10 protein-coding genes are annotated in these 14,226 nt (G+C 61.0%); 1 reads left to right on the forward strand and 9 read right to left on the reverse strand.

Annotation, left to right across the window (positions count from 1 at the left end):
* Positions 1-5: 5 nt before the first annotated feature.
* The 8 genes from Q0C42_RS09605 to Q0C42_RS09640 form a co-directional block, all read right to left on the reverse strand.
* Positions 6-1,094, reverse strand: a complete 1,089-nt coding sequence (locus Q0C42_RS09605; RefSeq protein ID WP_295074622.1) for a BMP family ABC transporter substrate-binding protein — start codon at positions 1,092-1,094, stop codon at positions 6-8.
* Between the two features lie 25 nt (positions 1,095-1,119).
* Complete coding sequence (locus Q0C42_RS09610; protein WP_295074623.1) at positions 1,120-2,481, reverse strand: amidohydrolase; 1,362 nt, start codon at positions 2,479-2,481, stop codon at positions 1,120-1,122.
* Positions 2,478-3,131: a glutathione S-transferase family protein gene (locus Q0C42_RS09615; protein ID WP_295074624.1), complete on the reverse strand. Its 654-nt coding sequence runs from the start codon at positions 3,129-3,131 to the stop codon at positions 2,478-2,480. Before Q0C42_RS09615 ends, Q0C42_RS09610 begins: the two co-directional genes overlap by 4 nt.
* The gene (locus Q0C42_RS09620) at positions 3,128-3,964 is read right to left on the reverse strand and encodes an aromatic ring-hydroxylating dioxygenase subunit alpha (RefSeq protein WP_295074625.1); all 837 of its coding nucleotides are present in this window, start codon (positions 3,962-3,964) and stop codon (positions 3,128-3,130) included. The genes Q0C42_RS09615 and Q0C42_RS09620 overlap by 4 nt, the downstream gene beginning before the upstream one ends.
* Positions 3,961-4,575, reverse strand: a complete 615-nt coding sequence (locus Q0C42_RS09625; protein WP_295074626.1) for a Rieske 2Fe-2S domain-containing protein — start codon at positions 4,573-4,575, stop codon at positions 3,961-3,963. Before Q0C42_RS09625 ends, Q0C42_RS09620 begins: the two co-directional genes overlap by 4 nt.
* A gap of 164 nt (positions 4,576-4,739) precedes the next feature.
* Positions 4,740-5,012 (reverse strand): acylphosphatase, encoded by a 273-nt coding sequence (locus Q0C42_RS09630; RefSeq protein WP_295074627.1) that lies wholly within the window; start codon positions 5,010-5,012, stop codon positions 4,740-4,742.
* Positions 5,013-5,110: 98 nt separating this feature from the next.
* On the reverse strand, positions 5,111-6,412 hold the full coding sequence (locus Q0C42_RS09635) for an HlyD family type I secretion periplasmic adaptor subunit (RefSeq protein ID WP_295074628.1): 1,302 nt from the start codon (positions 6,410-6,412) through the stop codon (positions 5,111-5,113).
* The gene (locus Q0C42_RS09640; protein WP_295074629.1) at positions 6,409-8,139 is read right to left on the reverse strand and encodes a type I secretion system permease/ATPase; all 1,731 of its coding nucleotides are present in this window, start codon (positions 8,137-8,139) and stop codon (positions 6,409-6,411) included. Before Q0C42_RS09640 ends, Q0C42_RS09635 begins: the two co-directional genes overlap by 4 nt.
* Before the next feature lie 574 nt (positions 8,140-8,713).
* Between Q0C42_RS09640 and Q0C42_RS09645 the strand changes: the two genes are divergently transcribed.
* A complete protein-coding gene (locus Q0C42_RS09645; protein ID WP_295074630.1) occupies positions 8,714-10,834 on the forward strand; it encodes a calcium-binding protein in 2,121 nt (706 codons plus the stop codon).
* 789 nt (positions 10,835-11,623) lie between these two features.
* Here the strand turns inward: Q0C42_RS09645 and Q0C42_RS09650 are convergent.
* Positions 11,624-13,837, reverse strand: a complete 2,214-nt coding sequence (locus tag Q0C42_RS09650; RefSeq protein WP_295074631.1) for a hypothetical protein — start codon at positions 13,835-13,837, stop codon at positions 11,624-11,626.
* Between the last annotated feature and the right edge of the window lie 389 nt (positions 13,838-14,226).

Consider the following 14,226-nt stretch of genomic DNA (forward strand, 5'->3'; position numbering starts at 1 on the left):
GGGGATTACTGCGGCAACGGCGTCGTGACGCCTTTGACGTGCCAATCCATGGCGATGATGTCAGCGTCTGCCAGGGCAACGCCTGCAGCCACACCTTCGCTGTCATCGGCCTTGGTGATCGGCCCGGTGAACGGGTTGAAGCTGCCATCAGCGATTTTGGCCTCGGCCTCGGTGATCCTGGTCATCACCTCGGCGGGGATGTCGGAACTCCAATCCACCACGGCGACGACCTTGTCGGCCACGCCGAGGAAGGCATTCGCGCCCACGAAACTGCCCGCGACATGGGCATCGACCGAGGCCTTGAAGAAGGGCGACCAATCCGTGGCCACGCAGCCAAGATACTTGGTCGGCGCGTATTTCTTCATCGACGAGTTCAGGTTGAAGGCGTGGACACCCGCCTCTTCGCAGGCTGCGATGACCGAGGGCGTGTCCTGCGCGTTCGAGAAGATCACGTCGCAGCCCTGCGCGATCAGGGCCTTGGCGGCTTCCTGTTCCTTGGCGGGGTCGAACCAGGTGTTGACCCAGACCACCGACACTTCGACAGCCGGGTTCACGGCCTGGGCGCCCAGCGTGAAGGCATTGACCGAGGTGATCAGTTCGGGAATGGCGAAGGCCGACACCGAGCCAAGCTTGCCGGTTTTCGACACGGCCGCCGCGGCCATGCCCAGAAGATAGGTGCCCTGGAAGTATTTCGCCGCGAAGGGCGAGAAGTTCGGGGCGACCATGAAGCCCGAGGCATGGAGCACGGTGACCGACGGGTCACGCTTGGCGATCTGCATCGCACCGTTCTGATAGCCGAAGGACCCGGCGATCAGCACCTTGTTTCCGTCGGCCACGGCCTTGTTCATGATGCGGTCGGCGTCGGGGCCTTCGGCGATGTTTTCCAGAATGGTGAAGGTCACGGCGTCCCCATAGGCCGCCTTGATCGGGTCGAGCCCTAGGGCCAGCGTGTGCGACCAGCCGACGTCGCCCAGCGGCGAGGGCAGGACGAGTGCGATGCCGAGCGGCTCGGCGGCGCTGGCCCCCCGCGCAGAGATGGCCGCAGCGATGGCGGCAAAGGCCGAGGTCTGAAGGAAGGTCCGTCTGGCGATCATGGTTGTGTCTCCTGTTGGGTGTTTTTCACGCGTCTATTGTGGCCAGCGCGGCTTCCGCCTCGGCAGCCATTTCTGCTTCGTCGAGGCCCGGGAATTCCCCCTTGGCCCAAATGATGCGTCCGTTGACCATGGTCAGGTCGGTCGGCATGCCGATGCCCACCTTGGCGATCAGGCTGGCCGGGTCGTGGCGGGTGCCGACGTAATCCATCCGGCGGGTGTCGATGGCGAACAGGTCCGCAGCCATGCCGGGGGCGAGACGACCGATGTCCTTGCGGCCCAGAAGGGACGCGCCGCCCGTGGTGGCATAGCCCAGAAAGTCACGCGGTTCCGGCACGGGATGGGCGCGCTTTGATGCCACAAGGCATTGCAACATGTAGGCCGAGTGGATGCAGTGCATCAGATTCGAGTTGTCGTTCGAGGCCGCCCCGTCGCAGCCCAGACCCAGCCGCACGCCATGCGCCGCCATCGCGGGGATGTCGGTCACCTCGGCCCCGACCAGATAGACCGGCTCCGGGCAATGCGACACGCCGGTGCCCGAGGCCGCCATCTGGCGGAGTTCGGTGTCCGTCAACTCCCAGCAATGGGCGTAGAAGGTGTCGGGTCCGGCAAAGCCGATCTGTTCCAGATAGTCCACCGTCCGCATCCCGTGGCGGGAGGCGATCACCGGGCTTTCGCCTTCACCGACATGGGTGTGCAGGAACACGCGCTTGTCTCGGGCAAGGGCCACGGATTCGACGAAGGTTTCCCGGTAGCAGTTCACCGGCTGGCAGGGGGACACCACCACTCGCGCCATGCTGAAGGGGTTCGGATCGTGGTAGGTGTCAATCAGCCGCGCGCAATCGGCGATGAATTCGTCGGTCGATTCCAGCATCTCGTCCGGGATGGTCGACCCTTCTGACTTGGGCAGGGTATTGCCGCCGCGCCCGGCATGAAAGCGCAGCCCGATCTTCGCCGCGGCTTCGAACTGGCGGTCGACGATCCGTTTTCCGGCATGGCGCGGAAAGTTGTACTGATGGTCGAAGGCCGTGGTGCAGCCGTGCTTGGCCAGTTCCGCCATCGCGGTGACCGAAGAGTGGTAGAAGCAATCCTCGGTCAGGCGCGAGAAGATCGGGTAGATCAGGTCCAGCCATTCGATCACCGACAGCTTGGTCCAGTCCAGATCGGCGCGGTTGCGCACGAAGGTCTGGAAGAAGTGGTGATGGGTGTTCACGAGGCCAGGGTAAAGGAACCAGCCCCGCGCGTCGATGACGTCGGTGCCGGGCGGGGGGACAAGGTTCTTGCCGATGGCGGTGATCTTCGGCCCCTCGACCAGAAGGTCCACATCGCGCAGCACGGTCTGCGGGTCGCAAACGACGGCGGCACAGCCTTTGAAGAGATGGGCGGTCATTGGCTGGTGCCCGTGGGTTCGGGCTTCAATTCATGCAGGCGGTGGATGCCCGGCATTTCGATGAACCGCGGCAGGGCGCGCAGGAACCGGGTCCACAGGCGGATCGTCGGGTAGGGATCGGTCGAGATGCCGCCATCCGGGGCCAGCATGGGATGCGGGAAACAGGCGATATCTGCCAGCGTGGGCCGGTCTCCCGCCAGAAACGCATCGCCGCGCAACCGCGCCTCGATCAGGGCACTCTCCAGTTCGCGCAGGGCGGCGACACCGGCCTTGCGGCAGGCGTCGATGTCGGCGGGCTTTTGCAGCATGTCATGGGTCCGTGCCTTGCCGATGCTGGCCGACAGCCGGTGCCCGAACGCCAGCCACTGCGCCACGCGCGCCCGCATGACCGGGGTGTCATCGCCCAGCCAGTCCGGCCCGTGGCTTGCGGCCACATAGGTCAGGATCGCAGCGGATTCCGTCAAGATCAGGTCGCCGTCTTCCAGAACGGGGATCGTGCCCGCCGGATTGATCCGAAGGAAGGCTGCACTGCGGTGTTCCCCGCCCGGGTGAAAGTCGACCGCACGCAGGTCAAGCCGTGCGCCCACCAGCGCGGCCAGAAGCCGAACCTTGTAGCAGTCCGGGCTGAGGACGTAGTCGTACAGGATCATGCCGCCACCAATTGCGCGCCATAGGTGTAGCCGCGCCGCTTCAGCCAGCGCCGATAGGCGATTGAGGTGAGGTCGGCCCGCGTCGGAATCTCCAGCCCCGGGTCCAGCGGCAACAGGCTGGGCTGCTGATTTTCCAGTATCGAGCGGTCCTGCAGGAAGATCGTCTGCTGGAAATGGATCAGGTCGGTCAGCGGTGTCGTGTCGTCAAACAACGCCATCCACGGCCAGACTTCGCAGAGCGTCTCGGTCAGGGGCTGCACGAAAAGGGTGATCACGTCCCATTCACCGGGACGCGGCGGGCAGGTCTTGTACAGCACCGAGACGGTGGGCGCAGGCACCCGGTACATGTATTCGGTGGTGATCCCGCCGGCCGCCGATTTCGCCGCTTGCGGCTGATAGAACTGCACTTTTGTCGCCCAGACCTCATCCACCTCGTCGCGGATGGCCACGTCGTAGCGGCCCACCTCGGTATGCGGCTCGGCGCCCAGGATATCGGTGTGCACGAAGGGGAAATGCGCGATGTCGAGGAAGTTCTCGACCGCGCGCAGGGGTGAGCATTTGACGCGGACCAGACCGACATCGACCAGACGCCGTCCGGGCTGGTCCGCTTCCGGAATGTCGAACAGCGGCCGCGCAGGAACACCTGGACAGGTCCAGACATGGCCATAGCGGGCCTGTGATGGCAGCACCCGGTTGGACGCAGTGACCAGCGGCTGGTCGTCCTGCAGCGTCACGCGGATCGGTTCACCCAACAGGAGCGTGTCGCGGGCCCCGTGGTGCAACTGGCTGACCAAGGCCACCGGATACCATTCGTCGCGGACGGGGTCGGTCATGCGAACGCCTCCTCTGCCCGCCGCCGCAAGCCTTCGAGCCCGCGCGACACCTCTATCTGGGCGGAAGGGGAGGCCGTGGCCTCTGCCAGGGCGTGAAGCGCAAAGCGGCCCTGGGGCAGGGGCTGCACGAGGATCGTCACCATCATGCCAGACAGCTGGCCACGCGCGACCGGACCGGACACCGAAAAGCCGGCAGCGTCCCAGTCCACCGCCGCCTCGACGGTAAGCGACCGCAGGGGCGTTCCTTCGACGGTGGGCGGCAGGGCATCGGTGGCTTGCGTTACAACCCAGACCACGCCGCCGCTCTCCATCGCGTGGAAGACCGGCACCCGGATCGCTTCGGGCGGAACAAGGTCCGGATGGGCCGGAATTCGCAGGCAGTGGCCATCGGAGCCATAGCTCCAGCCGTGGTAGATGCAGGACAGCGCCTCGCCCCGTACGAAGCCGTGCGACAGGCGCATGCCACGGTGCGGGCAACGGTCGGCCCAGGCCGCCAGACGGCCCGTTGCACTGCGCCACAGCGCCAGTTGGGTCCCGTCGACACAGACGGGCATCACACACAATCGCGGAAGGTCACGCGCCAGCGCAACGGGAGTCCAGGCAGCAGTCATTCGTTCGGTTTCCGTCAAACGGCCTTCGGGTCACGCTATGCCGACTACGGATGACTGTCCTGCCGGGACGGGTGGCCGGGGCGGTCGCCAAAAGGAATCGGGCGTCATGCCTGATTGTTAGACGGGACCGCCCAATAAGTAACCAAATTGTGAGGGGCAAAAGGTCAGGGGACGTCCGCATTCTCCAGCCGCTGCCGGGCGATCGCTTCGACCCAGACGTCGATCGGACCCAGGGAAACGCCCAGTTCCATTGCGTCGATCAGGTCAGCCGGCCCGCTCAGGGTGATTTCCACTTGCCCGTCGGCCCGCCGCACGGGAACCCCGCGAAGCCCAAGGCGCTGCATGTGCCGGACGATCCAGGGCAGGAAGCTTTCGGCCTCCAGATCGCCCTCGATGGTGAACCGTTCGACCGCCAAGGCGCCACTCTCCGTCTGCAAGGCAAAGCATGGCAGCAATAGCTTCCGGAGCAAGGAGCTTCCAGAGCCGGCTTGCTGGACATGAACCGACGCGCCTTCGCGGCGGCGTCAGGTCGGCTTCAGGTTTCCCGGAACGATCTGCGGAAATAGTCGGTGAACGGTTTGACCAGATAAGACAGCGGCGTGCGGTCGCCGGTGCGGATGAACGCGTCCACCGGCATGCCCGGAATGATCTCGATGTCACCGTCTTGCAGGTTTCGGTCGTCGATCGAAACTTCCGCACGGTAGTAGGTCATACCGGTTCGTTCGTCGGTCAAGGCATCCGCCGACACCAGATTAACGCGACCGGTCACCTCTGGCGTCGTGCGCGCGGCAAGGGAGAGAAATGCCAGACGCACCTCCTGCCCAAGGCGCACCTCGTCGACATGCGTGGCCGGAACACGAACGGCAACCAGGAGAGGGCGGTCTTGCGGGACGATGAACATCAGCGGATCGGCTGACTTGATCACGGACTGCGGACTGGTCACCCGCAGGCCGAAGACGATACCTGCCGCCGGCGCGCGGATGTCCAGACGTCCGATACGCTCGGCCAAGGCGCGGTGCCGTTCAGAAAGTTCAAGCTCGCGCGCGGCAATATCGCGCAGTTCAAGCTCGGCCCCTTCGCGCAGCTGCGTGGCAAGGCCACGGATCTCGATCTCGATCTCGGTGATGCGGCTTGCAGCCTCGGCCTGGGCGGCGGTCAGCTCTCCGACGCGGCCACGCTGTTGAGCCAGTTCCCGTTCTATCTCGGACACCCGCGCGGCTTGGGTCAGGCCTTTTGCCAGCAAGTCGCGCTGGGCCTTCAGGTCGGCGGCAAGGAGTGCCACCTGGATGTCCACGGCCTTCTGCTGCGCCTCGATCCCGTCCAGCTGATTGCCGATCTGCCCGATCCGCTTTCGGCGTTGGTCCGTCGACTGCTCCAGCGTCTCGCGATGGGCGGCAAAAAGGCTTGCCTGCCCATCGACCAGTTCGGTGACGTCCTGGCGGAGCGAGGCCGCCTGCACGAGGTTGGCAGGAAAGGTCACGGCTGGCGCATCATCGCGCTCTGCCTCCAGCCGCGCGCGGCGCGCACTGACTTCATGCAACTGGTTCTCGACGATGGTCAGTTCGGACTGCAGTTGGCTTCCATCAAGCCGCAGAAGCACATCGCCCGGACGGACCTCGGCTCCCTCCTCGACAAGAACTTCGGTTACCACACCGCCGTCGACATGCTGCACAACCTGACGGCTATGGGCGACCTCGATCTGTCCCGGGGCGATGATGGCACCGGAAACGGTTGTCAGCACGGACCAGGCGCCCAGCCCCCCACCCAGCAGGGCCAGGGTCAGGAATCCCGCGAACAAGGGTCCCCGTGCAGACCATTTGATGACCTGTCCGCTCATGACGCACCCACGGCTGGTTTGAGGATCTCGGTGTGATTGCGGACAAGTTCGCGCAGGACCTGGTCCCGCGGGCCAAATCCCTTGCGAACACCGTCTTCCAGAACCAGGAGAAGGTCGCATTCCTGGATCGCCGCCGGGCGGTGCGCCATGATCAGGACGGACTTTCCTTCGGCTTTCATCGCCCGGATTGCCGCATTCATGGCAGCCGAGCCGTCGTTGTCGAGATTGGAGTTCGGCTCGTCGAGGATAAGGAGGACCGGATCGCCATAGAGCGCCCGCGCAAGTCCGATCCGCTGGATCTGGCCGCCCGAGAGCCTGCTGCCCGCCGCCGAGACGCGGGTATCGTAGCCATCGGGCAACTTCAAGATCATGGAGTGCGCATCGGCTTTCTTGGCAGCCGCAACGACGCGTTCGCTATCCGGCTCTGGATCAAGCCGGGCGATGTTGTCGGCAATCGTGCCGTCGAAGAGCGTGATCCGCTGCGGGAGGTAGCCAAGAAGCCGGCCAAGGGTGTCGGGGTCGTACTGATCCAGCGTTGCCCCATCCAGGCGGATCTTCCCGGCCAGCGGCCGCCAGACCCCCGTCAGGGCCCGCGCCAGCGTCGACTTTCCGGCCCCGGAAGCGCCGATGACACCGATGGCCTGCCCCGGCTCCAGCCGGAAGCTGAGCATCCGCAGAATGGCACCGGGTTCGCCCGGCGCGCCGACACTCAGGCTTTCCACGTCCAGAAGGGCGCGCGGTCGCGGCAGAGCAGTCCGGGGAACCGACTGCGGAACCCGGGACAGCAGCATCGACAGCCGCTTCCACGCCTCGTGAGCGCGTTGCGCCAGGGACCACTGGCCGACGATTGTCTCGATCGGGGCCAAGGCCCGGCCCATGAGGATTGAGCTTGCGATCATCGCCCCCGAGGTGAGTTCGCCCTGCAGGACCAGCCAGGCGCCCATTCCAAGCATCGCCGACTGCAGGAACAGGCGGAAGGTCTTGGTGATGGAGCCGAAGATCCCGATGACCCCGGCGGCCGCGATCGCCTTCTGCAGGGCCACACGCCGCGACACTTGCCAGCGGTCGAACCCGGCACCGGACATCCCGAGCGCCTGCATGGTTTCGGCCTCGGACTTCAGCTGGTCGGAAAACCGTTCGGATTGCACGGACGCCTGACCCGCCTCGATCTGCGCGCCGCGCGACAGGATCTGGTTCAGCAAGGTCAGGCAGACCAGCAAAGCACCACCGCCAAAAGCAAGCCAGCCCAGGAAAGGATGGAAGATGAAGACCGCGGCACAGAAGAAGGGCGCCCAGGGCAAATCCATCAGCGCCAGCACGACCGGGGAGGCCAGGAAGGACCGGACCGCCTCCAGATCCCGCTGCGCGACGACGGCGGCCGCGTCATTCGGCGCAAGGGCCGAGACCTGCAACGAGGCGCTGAACACGCGCCGGTCCAGACGGTCCTGAAACCGTGCGCCCACAATCGCCATAACCCTGGTGCGGGTGAACTCGAGCACCCCCATGGCCAGAAAGAGGCCGACCATGAGGACCGTAAGCGCGACCAGCGTCTCCTCGGATCGGCTGCCCAGAACCCGGTCATAGACCTGCAGCATGTAAAGCGGCCCGGTCAGCATCAGGGCGTTCACGACAAGGCTGAACAGGATCGCCGACCAGATCAGGCCAACCGCCTCGCTTCGTGCGGCGCGAAGCTCTCTGGCGCCGTGCGCCGCTGTGTTGTTGTCCAAAATGGATCACCGAATGGTTGTGGGCATGGTTCCTCTGCACCGCGCTTTTGGCCGGGTGCATCGGGGGTGACGCTGCGCGAAACTGATCGGGCGAGGGCTCTCTCGCTGGTCGGAACCCGAGTCGCAACCGCCCGGACGCCCGGCCGGGGCATTGCAGCAACATCCCGGCCGAAACCTGCCTACAACCTGAGGTTGAGCATGGTCAAGTGCCTTAACACGCAGTATGGGGTTCTGGTTCCGTAGCGAATGAAATATTTTTCTTCAGCCGAAGACGCCGCTATCCGACGCCTGGTCCGACCCGCGTTCCAAGCTGTCGACAGCGTCGGCGCGCAACGCCGCCGGCGCGACCCGCCGAGCCTCCGGTTGATCCCGTGTCGTGCCACCTGCGGGTGGCCTGTGTACGCATGCCCAGTTCGGGCCTCACACCAATCAGGATTACTAAAGTGTCATACAATGCCTCGCCCCCGGCGATTCCGCCGGGTCTGTTCCGCGCTGCCTTCTTTTCGCTGATCTCGCCTGTGCGCGGTCTGTCGTCCGCCACCCGTGGTGACCATTCGGCCCTGGTGGCCCAGCCATGATCGTCACGCTTGGTACGACGGCTGCACAGTTGCAGAACCTGATCAACACCGCAGCGGCGGGAACGACGCTTCAACTTGAAGCGGGGCATTACAAGTTTGACCGCACCATAGTGGTGGACCGGGACGACATCACGGTCGTCGGGGCGGGGTCGGGCAAGACCTTCATCGATGTGCCGTCCGGCCTGGGAGAAGAAGCTTTCCAGATCGGCAGCGGCTCCAGAACGGGCGCCTACAAGCTGAGCAGCGACGTGGCGGAAGGCGGTCAGGTCATGACGCTGTCCGGCTCTCACAGCTTCGTCGCGGGCGACTATGTCTATCTGTCACGCGAAAGCACTGCCGCGTTCTACCAGGAGATCGGCGATACGACCTGGGCCAGGACCGACGTGCCCCTGCGCACCTCGATCGTGAAGGTCGCCGCGGTGGACGGCGCGAAGATCACCCTCGCGTCGGGTGTGCACTTCGATTTCACGGTCGGCGAAACGACGATCAGCGAAATCAGCATGGCCGAAAGGGTGAAGGTCGGCGGCTTCACCGTGGATTACGGTCTCGTCCCGGCGAATCCGTCCAGTTTCACGAACACGCTCAGCGCCTACGACCGCAACGCGGTGATCGAGGCGGATGGAACGGCTGGGCTGGTTCTCTTCGACATCACCTCGCACGACGTGCCCTCGCTGGGGGTCAACATCGCCAGCAGCACGAATGCAAAAGTCGACACCATCACGATGACCGGCGCGCACAACAAGGCGGACGGCGGCAATGGCTACGCCCTGCAGATCCGCGATGTCTATGACAGCAGCTTTACCAATCTTCACGACCAGGACATGCGGCATTCCGTGGTCTTCGCGTCGTGGACCTCGGCCGCCGGGAACTTTGTGCACGTGGCGCAGACCGACCGGGACATCAATTTCCACGGCGGGCGGGATCACGGCAACGTCGTGGTGGTCGACCGGTCGCTCAGGGATGCGAATTCCGACATCATCTCGCCGACGCTGTTCGTGAACACCGCAGGCACGCATTACGGCTCGGTCACGGATGCCACGGCCAACAAGGTGACCTTCGGGACCGTGGAAGGCACCCGGTTGGCCGATGTCGTGACTGGCTACGACAGCGGTTCGCGACTGGACGGCAAGGGCGGCAATGACAGCCTGACAGGCGGTGCAGGCAACGACATGCTGATCGGTGGATCGGGAAATGATACGCTGAAGGGCATGGCAGGCGTGGACATCGCCAAATACTCCGGCAATCACGCCAACTTCACCATAACGGCCAAGGGCGGCGGCACTTTCGAGGTCCATGACAGGGTGGGCAACCAGGCGCTTGATCTGGTCTCATCGGTCGAGTGGCTGGTGTTCGACGACAAGGTGCTGGACCTGCGCGACATGTCGGTCAAGGCGCTTTCCGCGGTCAATGGAGTCTTCAGCGGAGCGGGGACCTGGCAGGCCGCGAGCATTGCGCCCGAACCGGCGCTGACGCTTGCCGGCACGACGTCCAACGACGTCTTCACCGTCTCCAGCAGCAGCACCATCGTGGCAGGATTGGCCGGGTGCGATACGGTTCGGTCTTCGGCAAGCTTCACGATGTCGACGGACGTCGAGAAACTGGAACTGACCGGAACCGCCGCCATCAACGGCACCGGTAACTTGAATGCCGATATCATGACCGGCAACTCCGCCGCCAATATCCTGAGCGGTATGGCGGGGGCTGACAGACTGACCGGGAACGACGGCAACGATACCCTGCTTGGCGGGGCTGGCGATGATCTGCTTTTCGGCTGCGCAGGCAATGACCGGTTGGACGGCGGTGCGGGGCAAGACAGGCTGACCGGCGGGGCAGGGGCTGACGTGTTCGTCTTCGCGCTGGCCTCGGACACCGCGCGCGCAAAAAGCGACAAGGTGCTGGATTTCCAGACCGGGGTGGACAAGATCGACCTGTCGGCGATCGACGCCGATACCTCTGTTGCGGGCGATCAGGCCTTTGTCTTCGGATCATCCGCCGCCGGTGTTGCCTCGCTTTGGATGAGCAGCGGTTACATCTTCGGCGATACCAACAATGACGGCACGGCAGATCTCGCGATCTATGTGACGGGAACCGTGGCGCAAACAGACTTCCTCTTCTGACCGCAAGTCGTTCATTTGCTGGCCTTCAAGCCGAATAAAAAGCTGCGGACCAAGCAGCTTTTGACCGGCTGGCCGGGCGAAGGTGGGTCGGATGCGGTTGGTGCTGAGTGACGAACTTCAGTGTGTTGCCCGACCCCCGAACACCACTCTCCTCACCCTCCTCACCCTCCGTGACCATCAACGAGGCGAAAGCTGCGCGCGAGGAGCGAAGGCGGATAACCGCGACAGCGGCGCTGAACAGTTTCGGTTACCAATCCTTGATCGGCTGCCGCTCTTGGGGCGCGGTGATCCGGATGTGGTATCGTCTGGCCGAGAAGTAGCGCAGGCGGCGGACCATCTCACCCTCATTCCGGCATGGAAACTGACGCCACACTGGCATCACGGCCTGCGGATAGAGTTCTTCTTTAGATCAAGGCGATAGATGGTGCTGCAAGAGAGGATTGAAGTTTCCCTTCTCCACACGGATCTCCCCGTATGTCATTGTTTTATATTAATTATCCAAAATCTGTGCTAGCTCGACCTGACAAGAAGACTAGCACAAACACTAGCACAACCGTGTCCGCTCTAAGCTCATCTCCGACACCGAAATCAGTCACACGGCAAGTACGTGTCGAAACACTTCAGCGTTGACACCAACCCAGAGGGGACATGACGCGAGGAGGCCACAAAAAGGCAAGCTCAGCTTTGGACGTTGTCGCAGCTCCGCGCTTGACGGTCCTTTTTTTTATTGTACGTAATACTCTGTCTGGTGGCTGCATACAACAAACGACATGTCTAAAATGCCGAGGGCTAGATTATGTAACCGCTCGAGGATGACTTCTTTGATTTGACTCGGAAGAACGATATACCGTCGTAGGTAAGAGTTTTTGAGTCCCTAAAGATAGTCATCACAACACAATCCGTAGTCCCTACAAAACCATCAGCAACGGAGTATGCAATTACACGGCAATTCCCCGCTATATCCGGCGAACGATCTAGGTCTCTTCTGTCCATCAGGTTGATCAGAACGACGAACTGCCTATCATTGATGACGTACTTTGAATGCTCTCCTTGCTTGGACCTACCACCACCGCCGGAACGCCAACGGGAGATTCTAGATTGCAGTTTCGCCAATGCCGGTGGGGGCTGATTCATAATTGTGAATAGAATATCAAACTTATGTCGATCAATTGACGGGTGGCCAGCGTACACTTCATCGGAGATCAACTTCCACCTTGGGGGTAGTGAGACACCCACCAAAGCCGAATTTGCACGATCCTCCCTTGGAATCTTAGTGGTACGAACAAGATCGTCGGCCTGAAAAAGTAATACAGTTTGATCACGCGTGCCTTCTCCAAGCACACAAAATCCATTGGTTAAGTACATCGACAGAAGATCTTGCTCATCACCAATAAAGTCCAAGACCTCTTCGAGTGTGTAACGTCTACTTAGATAGTGGCCGAATGAAACTTCGCTATCGAGATACTTTGATATCATGAACAGCTCACCCAAAGATATTGAAGGAGCCCACTTCGTCGTGCTATCAATCATACCTAGGCGCTCGAAGAATCTCCGCCCCGCTGTGAGGGAAGCGAGCCCTTCAATCGTAATGCCAAAGCGATAGACTGCCTTTGGCTTGGTTAGGTCGATTAGAACGGGCTTGCCCGTCGTTTTCTCCCATAGACTAGCACGGGGACCATACTCGTTAAGGTACGCTTGCATCCTCATGGACTGTTCTGCAGGTTCAACAAAAAGCTCGCGAAGTGTCTTCTTTAATGCCTCTGGGCCACCTCTTCGTGCTGGTTCTCTAATCTTTCCAGACTTTGCCTCAAATATGAAGATTTGATTTCCAAGTATGGCAACGGTGTCGTGCTCGTAGATTTTCCCGTCTGTCGGATCCTTCCATTGCAGTGAGCGTATAACGGTTGCTGACGGCAATGCTTTGCTCACCACTTCGAAAATGAGTTCTTCGAGTGCTTCCGCACGCGCGTCAGAGAGCGCTGCTGCAGTCAGTCGATCCTCAGGTATAAGGCTCTCAATAATTCTAAATGGGAATGCGAAGGGTATCTGAGGCAAGGCCGTAAAGTATTTGCTTGAAGCGGTTTCAATGAATGGTCTGTTCCAAACAGGGTTGTTCATAAACAAGTGCTCAAAGGACTGGTCGAAAAGGTCTCCGGGCCTGTGCGACAGAGCTTTGAAGGTGTCCTTCTCTAGTTCGGATAACCCTTCGGAATTTATTGTAAATATCCATTCGTGGGAAATCTCAGTAAGCTGAAATGCAAGGTTTCTAAGTGTCTCTAAATCCGTCCTCTCGCTGTCGACACGCTTCCAAGTCTTGGCCGCCAGTGGACATACGTCTACGTAGAAATCGACAATACCTTGAACCGCTTCTTTGGTAGTTGCCTCAAGGAGGGCTTGCACTTTGTCATAGTGGTCGCCTAGGCGGACGGCGATCTTGTCCACTTCTTTAACTATCGAGCGAAAGCGCGCCCTCAGTTCACTGAACTCTTTCGTCTTTTGGTCGAACTTCGTTGCTATTCTGTCAACGACTATGAGGCAGACTTCGCGATCAAAGATGAAGCGGTAATGCAGTGTTTGAGCGCGTGTTCTATTAGCTAGTTCAGAGAACGGATCAGTGCGGTCTGCCTTCTGCTTTCCTATGAAAGACTCAAGAGTTGCTTCGGCTGCTTTCCATGTTCTAAGCAAGCTATGCGGTGATGGTGGAATGCGACGACTCGTCTGAAGCTGCATCAAGAATGTTGCTTGAAGAATTTCAAGTGCGGCAAGGGGGACCGTGGTCGGCCCGCTCTTCTTCGCAGATCCTTCTAGAGTGCACTGAGTAGCGGTTCGAGATAAGAGACTGATAGGATCATGAATCCGTATAGCCGTCTCAATAGTAGACCTATTTTCTTGGAATTCATTTTCCCAGTTCGCAGGTTCAGTTACGTCGCCTGTCTCAGCACCAAAATCCCTAAGCATCTCGTAGCCGTGGAGATAGATTTTGGAGTTTCCCAGTTTTTTCATTCTCTTTCTCTCGATCGTTTAATGCAGCTTTTCTATTGCAAAAAGCTACTGCAGAAACTCCGAATATTGGAGCCAGAAGGGAACTACTGCACGGACTGCTGTGAACCTTGTAGATGGGTTCACAGAACGTAATCATGGAGAGCGCTGAGAATGGCGTCTCGGAACATAGCTGAAACTATGGTAGGTACCGTCCGCCTTTTAGGCCCGGAGCAACTCTCAGCAGTCTCAAATTCGGCTTGACGCCCGAAGTTGTAAAGTGGGTTGCACGCCAGTGCACGATTTTTTTTATGTCTCAAGCGCAAGGTTGGCATTCCTTGAGAAGCCGGTTGACTTCGACTTGGGGCTCAAAATGTTGCTATGCAACCCGTTTGCAGCAACTGCTGACTGTT

Source organism: Tabrizicola sp., from assembly GCF_022842145.1.
Classification (GTDB): Bacteria; Pseudomonadota; Alphaproteobacteria; order Rhodobacterales; family Rhodobacteraceae; genus Tabrizicola.

Excerpts from the sequence above, each read along its gene's own strand:
- Q0C42_RS09645 (WP_295074630.1), top strand. The coding sequence starts at position 8,714 with ATGATCGTCACGCTTGGTACGACGGCTGCACAGTTGCAGAACCTGATC.
- Q0C42_RS09635 (WP_295074628.1), bottom strand. The coding sequence starts at position 6,412 with ATGAGCGGACAGGTCATCAAATGGTCTGCACGGGGACCCTTGTTCGCG.
- Q0C42_RS09605 (WP_295074622.1), bottom strand. The coding sequence starts at position 1,094 with ATGATCGCCAGACGGACCTTCCTTCAGACCTCGGCCTTTGCCGCCATC.
- Q0C42_RS09610 (WP_295074623.1), bottom strand. The coding sequence starts at position 2,481 with ATGACCGCCCATCTCTTCAAAGGCTGTGCCGCCGTCGTTTGCGACCCG.
- Q0C42_RS09625 (WP_295074626.1), bottom strand. The coding sequence starts at position 4,575 with ATGACTGCTGCCTGGACTCCCGTTGCGCTGGCGCGTGACCTTCCGCGA.
- Q0C42_RS09620 (WP_295074625.1), bottom strand. The coding sequence starts at position 3,964 with ATGACCGACCCCGTCCGCGACGAATGGTATCCGGTGGCCTTGGTCAGC.
- Q0C42_RS09615 (WP_295074624.1), bottom strand. The coding sequence starts at position 3,131 with ATGATCCTGTACGACTACGTCCTCAGCCCGGACTGCTACAAGGTTCGG.
- Q0C42_RS09650 (WP_295074631.1), bottom strand. The coding sequence starts at position 13,837 with ATGAAAAAACTGGGAAACTCCAAAATCTATCTCCACGGCTACGAGATG.